This window comes from Actinoplanes teichomyceticus ATCC 31121 (assembly GCF_003711105.1).
Lineage (GTDB): Bacteria > Actinomycetota > Actinomycetes > Mycobacteriales > Micromonosporaceae > Actinoplanes > Actinoplanes teichomyceticus.
In genome coordinates, this window is record NZ_CP023865.1 from 18589 (window position 1) to 41017 (window position 22429).

General features: G+C 71.9%; 20 protein-coding genes. 13 read left to right on the forward strand and 7 right to left on the reverse strand.

Annotated elements, in window-relative coordinates; translation table 11 throughout:
* Positions 1-326: 326 nt before the first annotated feature.
* Entirely contained in the window at positions 327-827 is a 501-nt protein-coding gene (locus ACTEI_RS00065) for an NUDIX domain-containing protein (protein WP_275412242.1), read from the forward strand.
* Here ACTEI_RS00065 and ACTEI_RS00070 read toward each other — a convergent pair.
* The gene (locus ACTEI_RS00070) at positions 746-1114 is read right to left on the reverse strand and encodes a hypothetical protein (protein ID WP_239082210.1); all 369 of its coding nucleotides are present in this window, start codon (positions 1112-1114) and stop codon (positions 746-748) included. The two genes, ACTEI_RS00065 and ACTEI_RS00070, sit on opposite strands and share 82 nt — an antisense overlap.
* A 750-nt stretch (positions 1115-1864) precedes the next feature.
* Here ACTEI_RS00070 and ACTEI_RS00075 point away from each other — a divergent pair.
* Positions 1865-2416: a YbaK/EbsC family protein gene (locus tag ACTEI_RS00075; protein ID WP_122981825.1), complete on the forward strand. Its 552-nt coding sequence runs from the start codon at positions 1865-1867 to the stop codon at positions 2414-2416.
* A gap of 727 nt (positions 2417-3143) precedes the next feature.
* Here the strand turns inward: ACTEI_RS00075 and ACTEI_RS00080 are convergent.
* The 4 genes from ACTEI_RS00080 to ACTEI_RS00095 all read right to left on the reverse strand — a co-directional run bounded on the left by ACTEI_RS00080 (position 3144) and on the right by ACTEI_RS00095 (position 6708).
* The gene (locus tag ACTEI_RS00080; protein ID WP_122975763.1) at positions 3144-3785 is read right to left on the reverse strand and encodes a DsbA family oxidoreductase; all 642 of its coding nucleotides are present in this window, start codon (positions 3783-3785) and stop codon (positions 3144-3146) included.
* 316 nt (positions 3786-4101) lie between these two features.
* A complete protein-coding gene (locus ACTEI_RS00085) occupies positions 4102-4530 on the reverse strand; it encodes a SufE family protein (protein WP_122975764.1) in 429 nt (142 codons plus the stop codon).
* A gap of 23 nt (positions 4531-4553) precedes the next feature.
* The gene (locus ACTEI_RS00090) at positions 4554-4943 is read right to left on the reverse strand and encodes a CBS domain-containing protein (protein WP_122975765.1); all 390 of its coding nucleotides are present in this window, start codon (positions 4941-4943) and stop codon (positions 4554-4556) included.
* Between the two features lie 31 nt (positions 4944-4974).
* Positions 4975-6708, reverse strand: a complete 1734-nt coding sequence (locus ACTEI_RS00095; RefSeq protein ID WP_122975766.1) for a proline--tRNA ligase — start codon at positions 6706-6708, stop codon at positions 4975-4977.
* 136 nt (positions 6709-6844) lie between these two features.
* On the opposite strand from ACTEI_RS00095, the gene ACTEI_RS00100 reads away from it, so the two are divergent.
* The 9 genes from ACTEI_RS00100 to ACTEI_RS00140 all read left to right on the forward strand — a co-directional run bounded on the left by ACTEI_RS00100 (position 6845) and on the right by ACTEI_RS00140 (position 18142).
* Positions 6845-7615 (forward strand): SGNH/GDSL hydrolase family protein, encoded by a 771-nt coding sequence (locus tag ACTEI_RS00100; protein ID WP_122975767.1) that lies wholly within the window; start codon positions 6845-6847, stop codon positions 7613-7615.
* Positions 7616-7635: 20 nt separating this feature from the next.
* The gene (locus ACTEI_RS00105; RefSeq protein ID WP_122975768.1) at positions 7636-8535 is read left to right on the forward strand and encodes a sulfurtransferase; all 900 of its coding nucleotides are present in this window, start codon (positions 7636-7638) and stop codon (positions 8533-8535) included.
* A gap of 407 nt (positions 8536-8942) precedes the next feature.
* Positions 8943-9548, forward strand: coding sequence for a TetR/AcrR family transcriptional regulator (locus ACTEI_RS00110; RefSeq protein WP_122975769.1), 606 nt, complete (start codon positions 8943-8945; stop codon positions 9546-9548).
* A 161-nt stretch (positions 9549-9709) separates the two neighbouring features.
* Entirely contained in the window at positions 9710-11050 is a 1341-nt protein-coding gene (locus ACTEI_RS00115; RefSeq protein WP_122975770.1) for an acetyl-CoA carboxylase biotin carboxylase subunit, read from the forward strand.
* A gap of 8 nt (positions 11051-11058) precedes the next feature.
* The gene (locus ACTEI_RS00120; RefSeq protein ID WP_122975771.1) at positions 11059-11937 is read left to right on the forward strand and encodes a hydroxymethylglutaryl-CoA lyase; all 879 of its coding nucleotides are present in this window, start codon (positions 11059-11061) and stop codon (positions 11935-11937) included.
* Between the two features lie 150 nt (positions 11938-12087).
* Entirely contained in the window at positions 12088-13272 is a 1185-nt protein-coding gene (locus tag ACTEI_RS00125; RefSeq protein ID WP_145830786.1) for a hypothetical protein, read from the forward strand.
* Between the two features lie 302 nt (positions 13273-13574).
* Positions 13575-15215 carry a hypothetical protein gene (locus ACTEI_RS00130; RefSeq protein ID WP_122975773.1) on the forward strand — a complete coding sequence of 547 codons (1641 nt, stop codon included), beginning with the start codon at positions 13575-13577 and terminating at the stop codon, positions 15213-15215.
* A gap of 230 nt (positions 15216-15445) precedes the next feature.
* Positions 15446-16969 carry an acyl-CoA carboxylase subunit beta gene (locus ACTEI_RS00135; protein ID WP_122975774.1) on the forward strand — a complete coding sequence of 508 codons (1524 nt, stop codon included), beginning with the start codon at positions 15446-15448 and terminating at the stop codon, positions 16967-16969.
* Positions 16970-16987: 18 nt separating this feature from the next.
* Positions 16988-18142: an acyl-CoA dehydrogenase family protein gene (locus ACTEI_RS00140; protein ID WP_187645888.1), complete on the forward strand. Its 1155-nt coding sequence runs from the start codon at positions 16988-16990 to the stop codon at positions 18140-18142.
* A 106-nt stretch (positions 18143-18248) separates the two neighbouring features.
* Here the strand turns inward: ACTEI_RS00140 and ACTEI_RS00145 are convergent, their stop codons facing one another.
* Positions 18249-18734, reverse strand: a complete 486-nt coding sequence (locus ACTEI_RS00145; protein WP_122981826.1) for a MarR family winged helix-turn-helix transcriptional regulator — start codon at positions 18732-18734, stop codon at positions 18249-18251.
* A gap of 102 nt (positions 18735-18836) precedes the next feature.
* Between ACTEI_RS00145 and ACTEI_RS00150 the strand changes: the two genes are divergently transcribed.
* Both ACTEI_RS00150 and ACTEI_RS00155 read left to right on the forward strand, forming a co-directional pair.
* Positions 18837-19409, forward strand: coding sequence for a YceI family protein (locus ACTEI_RS00150; protein ID WP_122975776.1), 573 nt, complete (start codon positions 18837-18839; stop codon positions 19407-19409).
* A 158-nt stretch (positions 19410-19567) separates the two neighbouring features.
* Entirely contained in the window at positions 19568-21040 is a 1473-nt protein-coding gene (locus tag ACTEI_RS00155) for a glutamate-cysteine ligase family protein (protein ID WP_122975777.1), read from the forward strand.
* 6 nt (positions 21041-21046) lie between these two features.
* On the opposite strand, the gene ACTEI_RS00160 is transcribed toward ACTEI_RS00155, so the two are convergent.
* Positions 21047-22396 carry a Hansenula MRAKII killer toxin-resistant protein 1 gene (locus ACTEI_RS00160; protein WP_122975778.1) on the reverse strand — a complete coding sequence of 450 codons (1350 nt, stop codon included), beginning with the start codon at positions 22394-22396 and terminating at the stop codon, positions 21047-21049.
* Positions 22397-22429 lie beyond the last annotated feature (33 nt).

Below are 22429 nucleotides of genomic sequence, written 5' to 3' on the forward strand. Positions count from 1 at the left end.
GGTTGCCGCGGGGCCGGATCGTGGGCGGATGGCCGCGAGAACTGGTGATCATGATGGGTTGGACGCCGGCAAGGGGGAGCATGGCCGTCCCGCCATCGGCTTCGCTCCGGGGCCGGACGTGATAGACGCCACCGAGGCGGCAATCACGGTTTACCAGCCGGTTCTGTGGGCCCGGTCCGCGGCAATCTTGCTGGTGGGACGACATATCCGCTGGTCAGCGCCCGGCGAGTCCGGCCGAGGGCGGGTCGGCCCCGGTGGTTGCCGGTTATCCACAGAGGAGTGCGGCTGGACTGCGCGGGACCATGGCGCCGGTTAGCCTGCGATTCGTGAGCGAACGAAGACGGGCGGCTGCCGTGATCGTGCGGGACGGCCGTGTGCTGATGGTGCACGAGCGCAGCCGGCGATCCGGTGGCGGCGAATGGTGGACCCTGCCCGGTGGTGGGCTACAGCCCGGCGAGACCCCCGAGGAGGCGGTGCGGCGCGAGGTCTTCGAGGAGACCGGGCTGGTGGTCAGTGACCTGCGATATGTGCTGGAGATGCCGTATCCGTCCGGTATGACATCGGTGTTCGCGGTGTCGGTGGCCGACGGGGAGCCGCGGGCCGGGCACGACGACGGGACCGGGCCGGAGCCGCTCGGGCTCGACTGGCTGCCGGTGCCCGAGCTGCCGATCGAGACGAACGGCGTGCCGGTACCGCCCCTGATGGTGGTGCTCCCGACGATGGCGCCGGCCGAGCGGCACAGCAATCACACCGGCGAGGAGCCTGACACCGCCGACGCGGACGGGAGCGAGACGGCGATCGCGCGGCGGCGCTCCGCGACGAAGTAGGCGCAGGCCGCGCCGTAGCTGAAGGTGAGCAGGAGGCCCAGGGCCCGGACCGGGACCGGTGGATACGGCAGCACCGCGACCGCCAAGGAGCCCACCGCCCATCCGGCGAGCAGCACGGTGTTGACCATGTCATGACGGCACCAGTGGCCGGCGCGGCGGTGCGCCTGCCGCCGGATCTCGACCGTGAACGCGTGCGCCATGCCCAGTGCCAGCAGGGCCAGCAGGACTGTCGCGAAGACGGAATGATGTCCACCGCCGACCGCGGCCATGGCGGTGGCACCGGTCATCAGCGCGAGACCGCTGACGGTGCCGACTCGGGCTGTGCGGCGCTCCGGAACCATCCTCTCCCCCACAACCCCAGCCATCGGCATGATCCGCCAAGACCTGAGCGGCGGATGCCGGATGCCGACGGTCCGGGCTGGCCGAAAGGACTGGCGCGGATTCGAGGTGCGGATCTGGAAGGGAGCGGTGGGGAATGATCGCGGCGCCAGAAAAGGGCGTGGCCGGGCCGTTGGGAAAGGGCGGTTGGGCTGTCGGGGAAGCGGGCCGTTGAACCGGTGGGAAAGTGTGCGGTTGGGCCGTTTGGAAAGCGTGCGGTTGGACCGTTGGGAGGATGGGTCAGGCCGCCCGAACGGAAGGCGGAGAGGGGATACCGACGGTGTGCTGAGAATGGCGGTCCTTTCAAACGCATCGCTGCCTGGTGATGTTCTGGGGACGAGGTAATGAGCGGGCGGCGCGGCGGTCTGTGATCACGGGCGGCCGACGGCCGGTTCGGTGTGCGAGCGTCCGGCGGTCTGCTGGCGGATGGCGGAGCCGTTGGCGCACGGTGCGTGGGCGGTGTGCCTGGTGGCCGGTCGGTGAGGCGGATGTGGCCCGCGCTGCCTCTGGTGGCCGGTCGGTGAGGCGGTTGTGGCACGGTACTGACGGGGCGCGCTCGTGGGGGCATGTGGTGGTGATGAGGAAGTCTTGGGTCACGGCCGGGTGAAGGCGCGGCGGGTGGCTGCGGGGCCAGGTTCGGAGTGATGATGGCGGGCGTGATGGGAAGCCTGCAGACCGAATCCGCCCAGTCCCGCCCCGACCTGCTCGCCGCGCCGGTGGCCAAGGCCCTCGCCGTTTGGCCGGATGACGCCCCGATCGACGCCGACCAGGTGCTGGTGGCGCCGATCGACCCGGAACTGGCGGACACCGCGGCGTTCTGTGAGGCGTACGGCATCACCCTGGCCGAGTCCGCCAACTGCGTCATCGTCGCCGGTCGCCGCGGGGACGTGACCCGATATGCCGCCTGTGTGGTGCTCGCCACGACCCGGGCCGATGTGAACGGGATGATCCGCCGTCACCTCGACGTCCGCAAATGCAGTTTCGCCCCGATGGACGAGGCGGTGTCGTTGACCGGCATGGAGTACGGCGGGATAACCCCGATCGGGCTGCCCGCCGACTGGCCGGTGCTGGTCGATTCCCGGGTGGTCGCGGCCCCGCACGTGATCGTGGGCTCCGGCGTCCGGCACAGCAAGATCGCGGTGGCCGGCCCGGCTCTGGGGGCTCTGCCGGGCGCTCAGGTGATCGAAGGTCTGGCGAAAGAGATCAGCTGACCGGTCGGGCAGCACGTAATAGCGATCGACTCGGTGGATCACAGATTGTCCGGGCACGTCCGGCCGGATGGGGAACGTGGACAGGAGTCCTCACCCGGCCGAGGTGTCGACGCACGGGAGACCGGTCCGGTGGAATGACGCCTCCGGACCGGTCCGGTGGAATGACGACTCCGGACCGGTCCGTTGGAATGACGGCTCCGCGAAGAGGTCGACTGCTAGCGGCAGCGGCCTAGTCAGCAGGACGAACCCGGGAAGAGACTGGTCACTCCCGGCAGTGACGGAGTGGGCCGGGCGGGCGAGCGAAGAGGCTGGCCACCAGCGGCGGCCGGCTGGGCGGTGCAGGTCAGCGAAGAGGTCGGCCATTCGCAGCAGTGACGGCGCGGGCCGGATGGGCGAAGGAGCCGGCCACCAGCGGCGGCCGAGTGGACCGGGCGGGTAAGCGAAGAGGTCGGCCACCCGCGGCAGAGACTGGGCGAGAGGACAAGCCCGCGAAGGGGCGCCCACCCGGCCGCCGCCGGCGCTGACCTGCCAGCGTGACCGTGGACCAACCCGGCGGGCCGAGAGTTCTGTGAGGACTCCGGCCGGTCGAGCGCGCAGCGGACGCCAACCCAGTCGGATCGAGGACCCATCGCAGGGGTTGGCCGACCGCTCCGGGCGCCTCAGGTGCGACCGCCGACCGGACGCACCAAACATGATCATCCTCGTCAATGTCGTTTCACGTGAAACGTCATCGACCCACGTCGACAGCCTCCCGGCGGGCGATCTCCTCGAAGGCGGCGACGAGAGTGGCGGTGTCCTGCGCGCCCTGCACCGCGTACTTCCCGTCGATGACGAAGGTGGGGACGCTGGTGATGCCCAACTCCTTCGCCTCGGCAAGATCGGTCTCGACGGCGCTGGTGCCGGCGTCCGACTCGAGGTAGGCCAGCGCGGCGCCGGCGTCGAGTCCGATCGAGCCGGCCAATCCGGCGAGCGCCGGCAGTGAGCCGATGTCGACGCCGTCGGTGAAGTGGGCCCGCTGCAACGCGTCGAGCATGTCGGCCTGACGCTGCTGTCCGGCGGCCCAGGCGATCAGCCGGTGCGCGGCGAACGTGTTGGCCGCCAGCGCGCGGTCGAAGTCGAGGGCCAGGCCCTCGTCCGCACCGATCCCGGCGACGTGCGCGAACATCTGCTCGGCGCGCTCGGTGCCGCCGAACTTCTCGGTCATCACCTGCTTGATCGGGAGTGGCTGGGGCACCGGCGACGCATCCAGTTGGTACGCCCGGTACGTGACCGTGACGTCCCCGCCGAACTCGCGCACCGCGTTCTCGAGCCGCCGCTTGCCGATGTAGCACCACGGGCAGACGACATCGGACCAGATCTGGATATCCACGTTTCTCCGTTCGGAGGAGCCCGGGTCGGGATGACCCGGCGGTCCTGGGGTGAGGGATCCTGGTGCCGGTCCGGGGACCGGCCGTCCGGAGGAGTCCGGGTCGGGGTGACCCTGGACTCCTGGGGTGAGGGATCCTGGCGCCGGTCCGGGGACCGGCCGTCCGGAGGAGTCCGGGTCGGGGTGACCCTGGACTCCTGGGGTGAGGGATCCTGGCGCCGGTCCGGGGACCGGCCGTCCGGAGCAGCCCGGATCGGGCGACCGGACCCTGAGGTGAGGGCTCCGGGAACCGGCCGAGCGTCGGCCTCCGGAACGGGCGCTAACCGACCTGCTCGGTGATCTGCCGCTTGAGGCGCGCCAGGATCGCCGTGCCGCCCCGGATGCGCAGCGGGCTGATCGCCTGGGCGAGACCCATCCGCGCGTAGAGATCATCGGGCACGGCGAGGATCTCGGTCGCGGACGCCCCGGCCAGGCCCTCGGCCAGAATGCCGGCGAACGCCCGGGTGGTGGGCGCCTCCGGTGGGCAGTCGAACCAGGTCGCCACGGTGGCGTCCGGCTGCACCTCGGCCTTGAGGAAGAACTGGGTCTGGCACTCGGGCACCTGCTCCATGCCGTCGTGCCCGGCCAGCGCGGCCGGCAGCGGCGGCACCGCGTCGGAGAACTCCAGCAGCATCTCCAGGACCACCTCACGCGGTGCGGAGGCGAACTCGTCGACGATCTCGGCCAGCTTCGGCGGCATGTCGGTCACGAAAACCAACCTACGCGAGTGGCTCAGGCGGCGGCCGAGGTCGGCAGGAGTGCCACATCACTCAGACTGATCAGCCCGACCGCCTTGCGGTCGGCGTCACACACCAGGAGGCGGCGGACCGACCGGGTACGCATGGCCTGGACCGCCTCCTCCACTGTGGCGCTCTGCTCGATCATGATGAGCTCGCGGGAGGCGATCGCGCCGAGCGTGGTCGTGGTCGGGGACAGCCCCTCGGCGATCGCCCGGACCACGATGTCGCGATCGGTCACGATGCCCGCCATGGTCGGCCCGTGGGTCACCACGACGTCCCCGATCCCGCGGTCCCGCATGGCCTGCGCGGCCTCGTCGAGGGGGGTGTCCTCGGGTAGGTAGACGACCTGTCGGGTCATCGCGTCAGCCACCAGTCTGGCCATGCCTCTGCCCTCCCGCCGTTGAAACGTCGCTTTACCCCAGTGTTCCGGTGATTACACCGGCGATGTCCACAAGGGGCACTTCCCGCCGCTCGCCCGAGTGACGGTCGCGCAGTTCGGCGTACCCCTCCGGCAAGCGGCGGCCGACCACGACGGACCGTGGGATACCGATCAGCTCGGCGTCGGTGAATTTCACCCCGGCCGACACGTTCGGCCGGTCGTCGACCAGGACCCGGACCCCGGCCCGGGCCATCGTCGCGCCCAGCGACAGCGCGGCCTCCACCTGGCCGTCCCGTCCGGCCGCCACGATGTGCACGTCGGCGGGCGCGATCGCGGCCGGCCAGATCAGCCCGCGCTCGTCGTGGTGCTGCTCGGCGATCGCCGCGACGGCCCGGGACAGCCCGATGCCGTAGCAGCCCATCGTCGGCCGGACCGGTCTGCCGTCGGCGCCGAGCACCTCGACCCCGAAGATGTCGGTGTAGCGCCGGCCGAGCTGGAAGATGTGGCCGATTTCGATCCCGCGCCGGATGGTCAGCGTGCCGCCGGTGCAGGCCGGGCAGGGGTCGCCGGCCCGCACGTCGGCGGCCTCGATCGTGGCGTCCGGGGTGAAGTCGCGGCCGGCCACCACGCCGGTGGCGTGCCGGCCGGCCCGGTTGGCGCCGGTGAGCCAGGCGGTGCCGGGGGCGACGCGGGGATCGGCGAGGTACCGGATTCCCAGACCCTGCGGACCGATGTAGCCCTTCACCAGGTCCGGGCGGGAATCGAAGTCGTCGAACAGGGTGACGGTGGCCGGGGCGAGCGCGGCCGCCACCCGTGTCAGGTCGACCTCGCGGTCCCCGGGCACACCGATCGCCACCACCTCGTCCTCGTGACCCGGACGGTGCACGGTGACCACCACGTTCTTCAGCGTGTCGGCGGCGGTCCAGTCGTCGCGTCCCTCCAGCCGGCGCCGGTTGGCCAGCTCGACCAGCGCGGCGATGGTCGGGGTGTCCGGCGTGTCGTGCACGGCGAGAGCGGGCGCCGGGACCGGCGGCGCGGGCGGCACCGGGGTGACCACGGCCTCGGTGTTCGCCGCGTAGCCGCAGCCCGGGCAGCCGACGAAGGTGTCCTCGCCGACCTCGGCCGTGGCCAGGAACTCCTCGGAGGCCGAGCCGCCCATCGCGCCGGACACCGCCGAGACGATGGTGTGCGCCAGCCCGAGGCGCTGGAAGACGCGCTGGTAGGCGGCGCGCATCCGGGCGTACGTGGCAATCAGGCCGTCGTCGTCGAGGTCGAACGAGTAGGCGTCCTTCATCAGGAACTCGCGGCCGCGCAGCAGGCCGCCCCGCGGCCGTGCCTCGTCGCGGAACTTGGTCTGGATCTGGAAGAGCAGGAGCGGAAAGTCCCGGTACGAACCGGTCATGTCCTGCACGAGCAGGGTGAACATCTCCTCGTGCGTCGGCGCCAGCAGATGGTCGGCGCCGCGTCGGTCCCGCAGCGTGAAGATGTCGTCGCCGTACTCGGTCCAGCGGCCGCTGAGGTCGAACGGCTCCCGGGGCAGCAGCGCCGGGAAGGACACCTCCTGGCCACCGGCGGCCGCCATCTCGTCCCGGACCACCGCGGTGACCCGGTCCAGCACCAGCTTGCCGAGCGGCAGCCAGGTGTGCCCGCCCGGGGCGGCGCGCCGGATGAAGCCGGCACGCATCAGGAGTCGATGGCTCGGCACCTCCGCGTCCGCCGGCTCCTCGCGCAGGGTCCTGAGCAGGAGCGTGGACATCCGAAGCAGCATGGACAAGGAGCATAGGGACGGGATAGAACTAATTCACGTGGTTATCTAAGTGTCGCCAGCGTCACGTTCCGCTAATTAGCTGTCCGGTGGAAAACTGATCCGGCAACCACAGCTGAACAGACGTTAGGGGGGCTTGATGGCCTGGCGCAGCTTCGTGGCAATGGGTGACAGCTTCACCGAGGGGATGTGCGACGAGTATCCGGACGGCACCTACCGGGGCTGGGCCGACCTGGTCGCCGCCCGCCTCGCGGTCGATTCCGGACCGGAATTCGGATATGCCAACCTGGCGATCCGCGGCCGGCTCCTCGACCAGGTGATCGAGGAGCAGCTCGAAGCGACCCTCGCGATGAAACCCGATCTGGTCAGTTTCGCGGCCGGCGGCAACGACCTGCTCCGGCCGCGGGTGGACCCGCAGTCACTGGTCGAGAGGATCGATCCGGTGATCGCCCGGATCCGCGCGACCGGCGCTGACGTGATCCTCTTCCGGTTCGCCGACGTCGCCGTGCACATCCCCGGCGGGCAGCGGATGATCGGGCCGCGGGCGGCCGCTCTCAACGACGGGACCCGGGAGATCGCGCGGCGGCACGGGGCCTACCTGATCGATCTCTTCGCCGACGACGCCTACCTGCACCGCAGCATGTGGAGCGACGACCGGCTGCACCTGTCGGAGATCGGGCACCGGCGGGTCGCCGGTCATGTGCTGAACGCGCTCGGCGTCGGCGTCGAGGAGGAGTGGATGCTGGTGCCGCCGGCTCCGCAGCCGACGCCGTGGCGCCTCGCCCTCAACTCCGACCTGCGCTGGGCCCGCGAGCACCTGGCGCCCTGGGTGGGCCGGCACCTGCGGGGCCGCTCGTCCGGTGATCTCGTCACGGCGAAGCGACCGGTGCTCGCCCCGATCGGTGACTAGGAGCGGCTAGCGTGACAACCATGTCCGTACCGAACGATCCCGCGCAGGCGCTGCAGGCCTACGCGCACCCCGACAAACTGGTCACCACCGAGTGGCTCGCCGCGAACCTGGACGCTCCCGGCCTGGTGGTCGTCGAGTCGGACGAGGACGTGCTGCTCTACGACACCGGCCACATCCCCGGCGCGGTGAAGGTCGACTGGCATCTCGAACTCAACGACCAGGTCACCCGCGACTACCTGGACCCCGCCGCGTTCGCCGCGATGTGCGAGGCCAAGGGCATCGGCCGTGACGACACAATCGTGTTCTACGGCGACAATTTCAACTGGTGGGCGGCGTACGCACTCTGGGTCTTCACCCTTTTCGGACACCGCGACGTGCGGCTGCTCAACGGCGGCCGGCAGAAGTGGGTGGCCGAGGGGCGCCCGCTGACCCGCGAGAAGACCACCCGCGGCCCCGCCGAGTACCCGGTCCCGGTCCGCAACGACGCCGAGATCCGGGCGTTCCGTGACCAGGTCATGGGGCACATCGCCAGTGGGCGGCCGCTGGTCGACGTGCGCTCGCCGCAGGAGTACACCGGCGAGCTGACGCACATGGAGGCGTACCCGCAGGAGGGCGCGCTGCGCGGCGGGCACATCCCGGGCGCGGTCAGCAAGCCGTGGAAGTCGGCGGCGAACGACGACGGCACCTTCAAGACGCACGATGACCTGATCAAGATCTACCGGGACGAACTGGGTCTGGAGCCGGCCGACGACATCGTCGCGTACTGCCGGATCGGGGAGCGGTCCAGTCACACCTGGTTCGTGCTGCACCACCTGCTGGGGTACCCGCAGGTGCGCAACTATGACGGCTCCTGGACCGAGTGGGGCAACCTGGTCCGGGCGCCGATCGCCAAGGGAGCGGAGCCCGGCGGGCTCAGCTGACCCGCAGCTCCTCACCGAACGGCGCGGCCCGTCGGGCCGCGCCGTTCCCCGGCAGGGTCGTTCCCCGGCAGGGTCGTTCCCCGGCGGGGTCGTTCCCCGGCGGGGTCGTTCCCCGGCGGGGTCGTTCCCCGGCAGGGTCGTTCCCCGGCGGGGTCGTTCCCCGGCGGGGTGGTGTCCGGCGGGGTCGTGTCCGGGACCGATCGGGCTGATGGGCCGCGCCGAAGCCCGGGGATCGATCTGATGGGCCCCGCCGAACCCGGGCGCTGCCGGAATCGTTGAGCAGCCGGATGCCGGCCGACGCGCCGGGGCGGCGGGCCGCCGGACGAGCGGGGCGCCGAGGCCCGGGAGGCAGCCGATAGGCTGAACGACCGTTAAGCAATCTCCTGGCGGCGCGTTAGAGTGGCGACGTGACGACGGTAGATCAGCGGCACCGGACCACTCCGCCGGCGCCTCGGCGGCGGTCACGCCGCGATGAAATCCTGGAGATCGCGGTCGGGCTCTTCGCGTCCCGCGGCTATCACGGGGTCTCGATGGACGACATCGGCTCGGCGGCCGGCGTCACCGGCCCCGCGCTGTACCACCACTTCGCCGGCAAGGAGGCGATGCTCGTCGCCGCGCTGATCCCGGTCAGCGAGAGCCTGCTGGAGGGTGGCCGCGAGCGGGTCGCCCGGCACCCGGCCGAGGCGGAGGCGGCCCTCGCCGACCTGATCGACTTCCACGTCGACTTCGCGCTGGCCAACCCGGCGGTGATCGCCCTGCACCTGCACGAGCTGGACCGCTTGCCGGAGGAGCCGCGCCGGCAGATCCGCCGGCTGCAGCGTCTCTACGTGGAGGAGTGGGTGGGCGTGCTCACCCTGCTGCGGCCGGAGCTGGAGGCGTCCGAGGCCCGGGTGCTCGCGCACGCCGCGTTCGGCCTGATGAACTCCACGCCGTTCCTGGGCGGCGAGGTGGAGCGGCGCCGCCGCGCGGACCTGCTGCGTGACGCCACCATGCACGCCCTGACCGGCCGCTGAGCGGCCGCCGCCACACCGGAGGACCCGCGGGACGCGGCCGCTGATCGTCGCGCCTCGCCGGAGACGACCCGGCCGAGGAGGAGGCCTACCGGCCACCCTGTCGGCCACGGAACACCGGCCGCCCCACCGGGCCGGCCGGAGACCGACACACAGGGAGCCCCATGATCGAGTCGCTGCTCATCGCCAACCGGGGTGAGATCGCCCGCCGGATCATCCGCACCGCCAAGCGCCTGGACATCCGTACGATCGCGGTCCACTCCGAGCCCGACGCCGACCTTCCGTTCGTCGCCGAGGCCGACGAGGCCGTCTGCATCGGCCCGGCGAACCCGGCACAGAGCTACCGCAATGCCGAGGCCATCCTGGCCGCCGCGAAGTCGACCGGCGCGCAGGCGATCCACCCCGGCTACGGCTTCCTCAGCGAGAACGCCGGGTTCGCCCGTACCGTCAAGGCGAGCGACCTGGTGTGGGTCGGACCCGGCGCCGACGCGATCGCCGCGATGGGCGACAAGATCAACGCACGCAATCTGATGGCCGCGGCCGGCGTGCCGGTCGCGCCCGGCACCGCGGAGCCGGTCGCCGATGTCGACGCCGCCGTCGCCGCGGCGGCGCAGATCGGCTACCCGGTGATGGTCAAGGCGGCCGCCGGCGGTGGCGGGATGGGCATGGGCGTGGCGGCCGACGAGGCGGCCCTGCGCACCGAGTTCGGCAAGGTGCGGGCATTCGCCGAGCGGATGTTCGGCGACGGCGCGGTGCTGCTGGAGCGCTACTTCCCCCGGGTACGGCACGTCGAGGTGCAGATCCTCGGCCTGGCCGACGGCCGGGTGGTGGCCCTGTCCGAGCGGGAGTGCTCGGTGCAGCGCCGCAACCAGAAGCTGGTCGAGGAGGCGCCGTCGCCGGCGGTGGGCCCGCAGCTGCGCGCCCGCATCCTGGACGCCGCGGTCCGGGCCGGCGAGGCGGTGAACTACCGCAACGCCGGCACCGTGGAGTGCCTGCTCGACCCGGCCACCGGCGAGTTCTTCTTCCTGGAGATGAACACCCGGCTGCAGGTGGAGCACCCGATCACCGAGCTGATCCACGGCACCGACCTGGTCGAGCAGCAGTTGCGGATCGCCTCCGGCCTGGAGCCGAGCATCGACCTGCACCGCCCGACCCGGGGCCACGCCATCGAGCTGCGGGTCAACGCGGAGGACCCGAAGCGGTTCCTGCCCGGCCCCGGCCGGGTCACGACCTGGGTGGAGCCGTCCGGCGACGGGGTCCGGGTGGACGCCGGCTATGCCGAGGGCACCACGGTCACCCCGTTCTACGACTCGCTGATGGCGAAACTGATCGTTTTCGGCGCCGACCGGGCGGACGCACTGGCCAAGGCCCGTGCCGCGGTGGCCGGTTTCCAGATCGCCGGCCCCAAGCACAACCTGCCGTTCTTCGCCGAGCTGCTGGAGAATCCCGAGTTCCTCGGCGGCGACTACGACACCGCCATCGTCGCCCGGATGCGGAAAGCGTGAGGTGAGCCGTGGCCTTCGTCAGCATTCGTGAGGTCGCGCCGCGGGACGGCCTGCAGAACGAGGAGCCGGTCCCGGCCGACGACAAGGTGCGGCTGATCGACGCGCTCAGCCGGACCGGGGTGCGCCGGATCGAGGCGGTCTCGTTCGTGCACCCCAGGGCCATCCCGCAGATGGCCGACGCGGACGAGGTGTGGTCGCGGATCACCCGCGACCCCGGTGTCCGGTACTCGGCGCTGATCCCGAACACCCGCGGCGCGCAGCGGGCGCTGGCCGCCGGATTCCGGGAGATCGAAGTGGTGGTCTCGGCCAGCGACACCCACAACCGGCGCAACCTCAACCGCTCCACCGACGAGTCGCTGGACGACATCGCCGGGCTGATCCCCCTGGTGCACGCGGCCGGGGGGACCCTCGAAGTGATCGTGGCGACCAGCTTCGGCTGTCCGTACGAGGGTGACATCGCGCCGGAGCGGGTGGCGGGCATCGTCGCGCGGGTCCGCGCCGACGGCGCCGACCGCATCGCGTTCGGCGACACCACCGGCATGGCGACCCCGCGCCGGGTCCGCGACCTGCTTTCCGAGGTACGCCCGGACCTGCTGCACTTCCACAACACCCGGGGCACCGGCCTGGCCAACATCGTGACCGCGCTCGAACTCGGGGTGATGGAGTTCGATGCCAGCGCCGGCGGGCTGGGCGGGTGCCCGTACGCTCCCGGCGCGTCCGGCAACGTGGCCACCGAAGAGGTCGTGCACATGCTGCACGACATGGGATTCGACACCGGAATCGATCTGGATCGGTTGCTGGAAGCGGCGGAACTGGCTGAACGCCTGGTCGGTCGTACCCTTCCGTCAGGTGTTCTGCGAGCCGGGCCGCGAACCCGCCTGGTGTGATTTTTTCGTACGATTCTGGCAACCATTTTTCTGAATTGCCCGCGTGACTTTCCGCTTCCTCACGTCGTTACCAGTACCGAGTGGCCGATATCGCCTGATCCTCGAAAGGGATTCGGACAGCCACAAGGTCGACGACGAGGGGTGGATCCGATGCCGGGCTGGAGGGTCGAGCGCACGCCGCGCGCGGCGCTCCGTTCCGTGCCGGCCGCCCACGGCGGCTTCCCGCCCATGCCGCCCCACAGCCAGGGGGCGGAGCGGCGGCCGGAGCGCCGCGCCGGACGTGCCGGTCACCGGTGGGTCCTGCGTGCACTCGTCATCGGCGGGCTGGCCGGCGTGGCCTGGCTGCTCACCGCCGCGGCCGCGCACGCCGCGGGACCCGGCGCCGAGCCGGTCACCGGCTCGTTGTCCGGCGCGATGCGCGACAACGGCGAAGCGCTGGACAGCGCGGAGACTCCCGGCAGCGCACGAGCGCCGGGCGCCGCGGAACCGTCGGGCGGCGCGGAAGCGCTGCACCGCGGCGGACCGGCGGTGACCCGGGATGGTCCACCCCGGGAACCGGTGGCCGGGAAGCTCCTGACGGCGGCCGTCCAGCCGCTGGAGCCCGGCCCGAACACCCACCAGCACGTGGTGACACCGATCCGTTCCGTACCGGACCGCGGACCGTTCGATCCGGTACGGAACACCGGCGGGGTCACCGACACCGCGCCCGCGACCGACGCGGCAACCCTCGACCAGGCCCGGCTGCCGGTGCCCGTGCCGCTGCGCGCCAGCAGCGGGGACACGGCCCCGGAGCGGGTCGTGGACGAGCGGGACGCGACCGGTCACGTGGCCGATCCCGGCCCGGCACCGCTGCCGGCCGGCGCACCGGAGGCTCCGGCCCCGGTGACCGATGCTGTCGTGATCCCACGACCCGCTGCCGCGCTGCCGGAACCCCCGGCCGCCACCGGCACGGCCGTGGCGACGGCGCCGCCCGCCCGCGCGGGCGGCTTCACCCGGGCCCTGCGTGCCCCGGCCGGTGACTCGCCGGTCCGGCGCGCCGAGGCCCGCTCCCGGTCACACGCCCACCGGCATGCCACGGCCGCCCGGCCGGTTGCGCCGGAGGCGATCCGGACGAGAGCGCCCGGCGGTGATCGGCCGGTGCCCGCACGGAGGAGTCCCGGAGCGGTCAGCGGCATCCCGGTCGGAGGGCCGGGCGCGTTCACGGAGAACGGTTCGTCGGCCGTTCTGCCGAGCCCGATCGCGGACGGCGCGGTGGCCTGCCACCGCTGCGCGACCGCGCCCGACGTCGACGTACGGCGGCACGATGCCGAGGCGCCGACCGTCTCACCTGACTAGTGATGGCCCCGCGGCGCGTCTGAAGCAGCCGTGGCGCCGGACCCGCCGATTCGGCGAACCGTTTGCGGGCAAGCGGCGAATCGTGATGGCGCCCGAGTGCGACATCACGGCGCCGGATCGCGGGCGCCACGGGCGTACATCGACGAGTGGGGCCGGGGCCGATCAATGCGAGCCAGGTGCCGCTGTGCCCGAAAAAAGCACTGAATAAGTACATGAATACGAAAAAAATCCTTGCTGACCATTGAAAGGCATCTCTCTACATGAAGAAGACGTGGGTTCGTAAGACTCTGAGCGTCGGGATCATGGCCGCAGGTGCCCTCCTGCTCGCCCCGGCTGTCGCCCAGGCCTGCTTCGCTCCGTCGACCGCCCACCACGCGGTCACCCCGATCTCCTCGTTCGACCACGGCGCGCAGAGCGGCACCCGGGTCGCCGTCCCGGTGGTCATGCCGTTCGGCAGCAGCGGCGGCGGCGACACCCTGCACAACGTGTTCCACGGCACCCTCGGCGACCGCGCCAGCAACGGCCTGCGCGACGCGTTCCATCAGTCCATGGCGAACCACAGCGGGATGCCGGCGGGCGTTCCGGTCACCCAGTACGACACCCTGCACAACGTGTTCCACCCGTCCGTGAGCAGCCACAGCGGCCTGCCGATGGGCGGCACCCCGATCGCGCAGGACAAGCTGCACGACATGTTCCACCCGTCGATCGGCGCCCAGGGCAACGTCTCGGTCGGCCAGGACGTGCTGCACAACATGTTCCACCCGTCCAGCGCGGCCAAGAGCAACGCGTCGGCCGGTCAGGACGTGCTGCACAACGTGGTCCACGGGAGCCTGGGCGACCGCGCCGGCGACAGCCTGCACAACGTGTTCCACCCGTCCGCGGCCGACCACGGCGCCCAGTACGACGTGCCGGTCTACGTCCCGACCCACCCGGTCTGGGACACCGGGGACCAGCACCAGAACATGGGTGACGTCTGCACCTGCGACCAGGACGTGAGCCCGGCCGGCTTCAACAACATCGGTTTCGTGAACGGTGCGGACTCCGCGCCGCTCATCAACCCGATCAACGGCTGCGACAGCTCGCTCGGTGGCCTGCACGGCGGGGCGGACTTCTCGGACGTGTGCGGACAGCCGATCGGCGCGGGCCCCGGTGACATCCTCGGCCCCGGCGCCGACCACGGCATCGGCCTCGGTGGCGACCACGGCGGCCCGGGAGTCGGCCCGGGCGGTCACTACGGCCCGGGTGTCGCCCCGGGCGGCAACTACGGCCCGGGCGTCGCTCCGGGGGGTGACTACGGTCCCGGTGTCGCTCCGGGCGGTCACTACGGCCCGGGTGTCGCCCCGGGCGGTGACTACGGCCCGGGTGCCGCTCCGGGCGGCAACTACGGCCCGGGCGGTGACTACGGTCCGGGAGCCGGCCCGGCCGGTAACTACGGCGGCGGCCAGGGCGCCGCTCCGGTCGGCAACTACGGCGGCCCGGGCGCCCACCAGGGCGGCAACAAGGGCGACGTCCGTGGCGACACCGGCTACAACGGTGGTGGCAACAAGGGCGACGTCCGGGGTGACGCCGGCTACAACGGTGGCGGTGGCAAGGGTGACGTCCGTGGCGACGCCGACTACAACGGCGGCGGCAACAAGGGCGACGTCCGCGGCGACACCGGGCACAACGGCGGCGGCAACAAGGGTGGCGTCCGCGGTGACACCGGCTACAACGGCGGCGGTGGCAAGGGCGACGTCCGGGGCGACGCCGGCTACAACGGTGGCGGTGGCAAGGGTGGCGTCCGGGGCGACGCCGGCTACAACGGCGGCGGTATGGGCCGGGCCGACTACGACAGCTACGGCGAGATCCAGCGCGACACCGTCCGCGACGTGATCGAGAGCGTCTCGACCGGCCGGATGACCGGCAGCCTGGGCGGGCTGGACCTGCTCTTCACGCTGCGCTGACCCGCGGCGGGGTGGCCCGGGACGCGCCACCCCGACCCGGCGGCCGCACCGGTGCCGCCGCACGGCGCCGGTGACCGCACCGGCGTTCCTCCACAGCGCCGGTGACCCACGACGAGAGCCCTCGCACCCGCGGGGGCTCTCGTCCGTCGTTGCCGCCGCTCCGCGATCTGGGTTAACCTAACGATCGTTAAACTCCCCCGATCGCCACGGACCCCGAGCGAGGAGACTCCATGGACGGTGACGCGCTGGCGCAGGTCCGCAAGCGTGTGCTGGCCGGCGGCGCGGAGCGGTACCACGCCGCGAACGCGGCGAAGGGCAAGCTCTTCGCGCGGGAACGGATCGCGCTGCTGGTCGACGAAGGCTCCTTCGTCGAGGACGGGCTCTATGCCAACAGCCTGGCCGAGGGTCTGCCGGCCGACGGCGTGATCACCGGAGCCGCCCGGATCGACGGGCGCGAGGTGTGCGTGATGGCCAACGACTCCACGGTCAAGGCCGGCTCGTGGGGCGCCCGCACGGTGGAGAAGATCATCCGGATCATCGAGCGGGCGTATCAGCTCGGTGTGCCGATGATCTATCTGGTCGACTCGGCCGGCGCCCGGATCACCGACCAGGTCGACCTCTTCCCCGGCCGGCGTGGCGCCGGCAAGATCTTCCACACCCAGGTTCGGGCCTCCGGCTCGATCCCGCAGATCTGCGCGCTGTTCGGCCCGTCGGCCGCGGGCGGCGCCTACATCCCGGCGTTCTGCGACGTGGTGGCCATGGTCGAGGGCAACGCCAGCATGTATCTGGGCTCCGACCGCATGGTCGAGATGGTCACCGGGGAGAAGACCACGCTGGAGGCGATGGGCGGGGCGCGGGTGCACTGCGCCGAGTCCGGCGTCGGGCACTTCCTCTGCAAGAGCGAGCGCGAGGCGCTCGACGTGGTCCGCACCTACCTGTCGTACGTGCCGTCCAACTGGACCCGGCGTCCCCCCTCGGCGACCGCCGCCGGCCCCTCCGGCGCGGACCTCGGCGCGCTCGTTCCGGCCAGCGAGCGCCAGGCGTTCGACATGCGGAAATACGTGCGGGCCCTGGTCGACGAGAATTCGTACTTCGAGATCCAGGCGCTGTGGGCGCGCGAACTGACCGTCGGTTTCGCCCGGCTGGACGGCGAGGTGGTCGGCGTGCTGGGCAACAACTCGATGTTCAAGGGCGGCGTGCTCTTCGTCGACTCGGCCGACAAGGCCAGCCGCTTCGTGCAGCTCTGCGACGCCTTCAACATCCCGCTGCTGTTCCTCACCGACGTGCCCGGCTTCATGGTCGGCTCGGCCGTGGAGAAACAGGGCATCATCCGGCACGGCGCCAAGATGATCACCGCGATCTCCGAGGCCACGGTGCCGAAGATCTGCGTGGTGGTGCGCAAGGCGTACGGCGCCGGGCTCTACGCGATGGCCGGTCCGGGCTTCGAGCCGGACGCCACGATCGCGCTGCCCACCGCGAAGATCGCGGTGATGGGCGCCGAGGCCGCGGTCAACGCGGTGTATGCGAACAAGATTGCGGCGATCGAGGACCCGGACGAGCGGGCCGCCTTCGTCGCGCAAGCCCGCGCCGAGTACGAGCGCGACATCGACATCATGCGCCTGGCCAGCGAGCTCGTCGTGGACGCCGTGGTCGAGCCCGGCGACCTGCGTGCCGAGCTGATCCGGCGCTTCGCGGCCGCGCGCGGCAAGGAGCGCGCGTTCTCCCGCCGTCGCCACGGCGTCACTCCGGTCTAGAGGCAGGTGTCCGGCATGGTGGATTTCCGGCTCGGGGATGAGCTGACTCAGTTGCGTGACAGCGTCCGGCAGTTCGCCCGCGAGCAGGTGGCGCCGGTGATCGCCGAGCATTACGAGAAGGAGACCTTCCCGTACGACGTGATCCGTCAGATGGGCGCCATGGGCCTGTTCGGCCTGCCGTTCCCGGAGCAGTACGGCGGCATGGGCGGTGACTACTTCGCGCTCTGCGTCGCCCTGGAGGAGCTGGCCAGGGTGGACAGCTCGGTGGCGATCACGCTGGAGGCCGCGGTCTCGCTCGGCGCCATGCCGATCTTCCGGTACGGCACCGAGGCCCAGCGCAAGCAGTGGCTCCCCCAGCTGGTCAGCGGGGAGGCGCTGGCCGGGTTCGGTCTGACCGAGCCCGGCTCCGGCTCGGACGCGGCCGCGATCAGCACCCGCGCGGTGCTCGACGAGTCGACCGGGGAGTGGGTGATCAACGGGAGCAAGGCGTTCATCACCAACTCCGGCACGGACATCACCACCCTGGTCACGGTGATGGCCGCGACCGGCACCAACCCGGACGGCAGCCGCGAGCTCTCCACGATCATCGTGCCCTCGGGGACGCCCGGCTTCACCGTCGCGCCCGGCTACTCCAAGGTCGGCTGGTGCGCGTCGGACACCCACGAGCTGTCCTTCGACGACGTCCGGGTCCCGGCGGAGAACCTGCTCGGCGAGCGCGGCCGCGGATTCGCCCAGTTCCTGCGGATTCTCGACGAGGGCCGGATCGCGATCGCGGCGCTCTCCGTCGGCCTGGCCCAGGGCTGCGTCGACGAGTCGGTGACCTACGCGAAGCAGCGCATCGCGTTCGGCCGCCCGATCGGCGACAACCAGGCCGTGCAGTTCCTGATCGCCGACATGGAGACGCGCGCGCACCTGGCCCGCCTCGGCTACTACGACGCGGCCGCCCGGATGCTGGCCGGCGAGGATTTCAAGCGGCACGCCGCGATAGCGAAGCTGAACGCCAGCAACGCCGCCGTGGAGAACAGCCGGTACGCCACCCAGGTGCACGGCGGCTACGGCTTCATGAACGAGTCGGCGGTCGGCCGGTTCTACCGGGACGCCAAGATCCTGGAGATCGGCGAGGGCACCTCCGAGGTGCAGCGGATGCTGATCGCCCGGGGGCTGGGGCTCTGACCCGCCCGGCCGGGTTCGCGGCGGACCGGGCGGGCGTCCCGGCGAACCGGGCGGGCTCACCCGGCTCGGGCTGCCGGGGGTTCGCGGCCTCCGCCGGTGACCGGGCTCAGGCCGGCGTGCCGGTCTCCGCGCTCCCCGCGGTCGCGCACGGATTGACCGCGTCACGGATGGTCCGGAGCGAGTCGAGCAGCTCGGTCAGCCGGCTCTCCGGGAGCAGTCCGACATACCACCGCTGAACCAGCTCCAGGTGCCCGGGCAGGACCTGGGCGAGCCGTTCCTGGCCGGCCTCGGTGATGACCGCGTAGGAGCTGCGGCGGTCGCTGGGGCAGGCCTCGCGGCGGACCATCCCGTCCCGCTCCATGCGGTCCACGACGCGGGTGACGCCGCTGGTGGAGAGCGTGGTCTGCCCGGCCAGATCGGTCATCCGCAGCCGGTGGCCGGGCGAGCGCGCGAGGCGCATCAGCACCTCGAACTCGACCGGCGAGACCCGGTGCTCCTCGAACTGTGCGGCGAGGCGGTTCATCAGACCCGTGTACGCCTCGGCCAGCAGGCCGACCGCGGTGAGGCGAGGGTCGTCCAGATCGGTGTTCACGCCGTCCACGATAACAGGCACTTGACAGGGGGAATATTGCCGAGCATATAGTTGCTCCGTCAGACAAGCATCCCGCACCGACTTCGAGAGAAGGATCCCGTCATGACCGTCAGCACTCGCGAGTTCGAGGGTCTGCAGATTCCGGCCGCCGGCACCTACGAGCTGGATGCGGCGCACAAGCGGGTCGGCTTCGTCGTCAAACATCTGATGGTCAGCAAGGTCCGCGGCCAGTTCGCCGAGGCCACCGCCACCATCGTGGTCGGCGAGAACCCGCTGGACTCCTCGGTGACCGCGTCGATCAAGACCGCCAGCGTCGAGACCGGTCAGGTCGACCGGGACAACCACCTCCGCACCGGTGACTTCTTCGAGGCCGAGAAGTACCCGACGATGGAGTACCGCAGCACCGGGGTGAAGTCGCACGCCGGCACCGAGTTCGTCCTCGACGGTGAGCTCACCATCAAGGGCGTGACCAGGCCGGTCGAGCTGGTCGTCGAGTTCGAGGGCGCCACCACCAGCCCGTACGGTCAGCATCTCTTCGGTTTCAGTGCGCACACCGAGATCGACCGGGAGGACTGGGGCCTGACCTACAACATGGCCCTGGAGACCGGCGGCGTGATGATCGGCAAGAAGGTCAAGATCGAGATCGAGGGCGAAGCCATCCTGCAGCAGGGCTGATCCCCACCGTCCACAGTCGAGGCGCCACCCGGGTCCGGGTGGCGCCTCGATGCGTCTGGCGATAGTCGTCCCGGAATGGGAAGGTGGACGGAAAGTATCCGCTCGTTCACAGCGTGGTGATCGGCGTCCGTTCCGCCCCGACCGTAACGGGAGGGCACATGGGCAAGGATCTGGCACACGCGGTCTTCTCGTCCGAGGACCGGATCCGTTACCGGCAGCGGGTGCGCCGCTGCCTGGACGTGCTGGACGAGCTGCTGGACGCCGACGTGTTCGACCCCGGGACCGGGATGACCGGGCTGGAGATCGAGATCAACCTGGTCGACGCGGACGCCGCGCCGACGATGCGCAACGCCGAGCTGCTGGCCGACCTGCGCGACCCGCGATTCCAGGCCGAGCTGGGCCGGTTCAACATCGAGCTCAACGTCCCACCGCGGCCGATCGCCGGCGGCGGGTTCGGCGCGTTCGAGCAGGACATCCTGGAGGCCCTGCGTACGGCCGGGGAGCGCGCCGCCAAGACCGACAGCCGCCTGGCCCTGATCGGGATGCTGCCCACGCTCACCCCGGAGCATCTGGTGCTGGCCAACCTGTCGGACAGCGAACGGTTCCGCGCGCTGAACGACGAGATCGTCGCCGCCCGGGGCGAGCAGTTCGCGGTCGACATCCGTGGCGTGGAGCGGCTGCGCGGCGCGAGCGGCACGATCGTGCCCGAGGCGGCCTGCACCAGCTGTCAGTTCCACCTGCAGGTGCCACCGGGGGAGTTCGCCGGGCACTGGAACGCGTCGCAGGCGGTGGCGGCCGTGCAGGTGGCGCTCGGAGCGAACGCGCCCTTCCTGCACGGGCGGCGGCTCTGGGCGGAGACCCGGATCGCGCTGTTCGAGCAGGCCACCGACACCCGGCCGGACGAGCTGCGGGCCCAGGGCGTACGCCCCCGGGTCTGGTTCGGTGAGCGCTGGATCACCTCGGTCTTCGACCTGTACGAGGAGAACATCCGATTCTTCCCGCCGCTGCTGCCCGTGCTCGGCGACGAGGACCCGGAGCGGATCCGGGCGGCCGGCGGGATACCGCGCCTGAGCGAGCTCTGCCTGCACAACGGCACCGTCTACCGGTGGAACCGGCCGGTCTACGACGTCATGGACGGGCGGCCGCACCTGCGGGTGGAGAACCGGGTGCTGCCGTCCGGGCCGACCGTCGTCGACCTGCTCGCCAACGCCGCGTTCTACTTCGGAGTGGTGCGCCGGCTCGCCGAGTCGGACCGGCCGGTCTGGTCCCGCCTGGACTTCGCGACCGCGGCCGCGAACTTCCGGGCCGCGGCACGGCACGGGCTGGACGCCACGGTGCACTGGCCGGGGCTGGGCGAGGTGGGCGTCGCCGAGCTGACTCTGGAGACCCTGTTGCCGATGGCGTACCAGGGGCTGGACCGCTTCGGTGTGCACCCGGCCGAGCGGGACCGGCTGCTCGGCGTCATCGAGGGGCGCTGCCGCACCGGGCGCAACGGGGCGACCTGGCAGACCGCCGCGGTCGCCGCGGCCGAGTGCCGGGGGCTGTCCCGCGCCGCCGCGCTGCGCGAGATGACCCGCCGCTATCTCGACCTGCAGCAGCTCAACGAGCCGGTGCACACCTGGCCCGGGTGACCGGCGTCAGTCCGGCGGGTTGATGCGTGCCACCGTGGGGTTGGCCGGCGGCGGGGTGATCGTGGAACGGGTGGCGGAGTCCTTGCGTGCCGCGGCGCGCTTGGCGGGGTTCCGGCCGCGGCGGGCGGCCGCGGCGATCTCCGGATCGGCAGCGACCGGGGGTGCTGCCGCCTCGGTGTCGCCGGTCCGGGGCGGTGCGCCGGAGCCGCCGCTCACGGCCGCCGTCGGTCCCCCCGTCCCCGGTGCCGCCGCCGGGTCGGCCTTCGCCGCCGCCGGACCCGCCTTCGCCGCGGCTGCCGGGTCCGCTTTCGGCGCCGGTGCCTTCGCTGCCGGTGTGCTCGCCGCCGGAGTCGTGGTTGCCGGTGCGCTCGGTGCCGGTGCCGCCGCTGCGGCCGGGTCCTGCGACGGCCCGGATGTCTCCGATGCCGGTGCGCCGGCCGCCGCCGGGCCGCCCGGCGGGGGCGCCGGTGCCGGACCGCCCGACCCGTGGCGGTCGCGTCGAGCCCGGGCCAGCGAGACGGTCAGGGCGGAGCCGGCCAGGCCGGCGAGAACGGCGTACGGGGCGATCAGGTACGCCGACGGCAACGCGCCCGCCGCCTCGGTGAGCAGCGGAGCCAGGGCCAGGAACGAGACGGCGACCAGCAGCGGGCCGACCGCGCCCGAGGTGGCGGCGCCGAGCCCGAGGTCGCCGCGGCGGGTGGCCGGCCACGCCAGCAGCAGGCCGATCACGAACGCGGCGACCAGGGTGAGGGCGGCGCTGGGCCAGTAGATGCCGCCGTACCGGATCGGGTTGTCCGCCTCGGCGAACTGCCAGCTGGTCAGGTACGTCGCCACGTCCCGGCCGGTGGCCAGCTCGGCGACCACGCCGGCGACGGCCAGCGCCCAGAGCCAGGCCGCGGTGCCCAGCAGGTTCGCCGCGGCCGGGCCGGAGGAGATCGCCCAGAACGCCACCACGACACCGGTGACCAGGCCGATCAGGGCGTAGCCGACGGCCACCAACTGCGGGGAGAGGGTGTCGGTCCGGACCGCCGAGCGGGCCGGCAGCGCGACCAGCGCGACCGAGACCAGCGCGCCCAGCGCCGCCGCGGCGGCCAGGGCGAAGCGCCGGAGAGCCTGCCAGCGCCCGGAACGGTCGGCGCGCAGCCGGCCGGCGAGCACCGCGCCGAGCACGGTCGCGCTGGCGGTGATCCAGGTCGCCCAGCCGAGGCTGCTCAGCCACGTGCTGTCCGAGGCGGTCACGGTGGCCGGCCAGGCGATGACGCCGAGGCCGTAGCCCAGACCCAGTTGCGCGGCGGCGGCGCCGGCGGCGATTCCGGCTGCCGCGCCGGCCTGTGCTGTCCAGCCCTTGTCGGCCATGCCGCGCACTGTACTGGCCGGCGCCGATGTCCG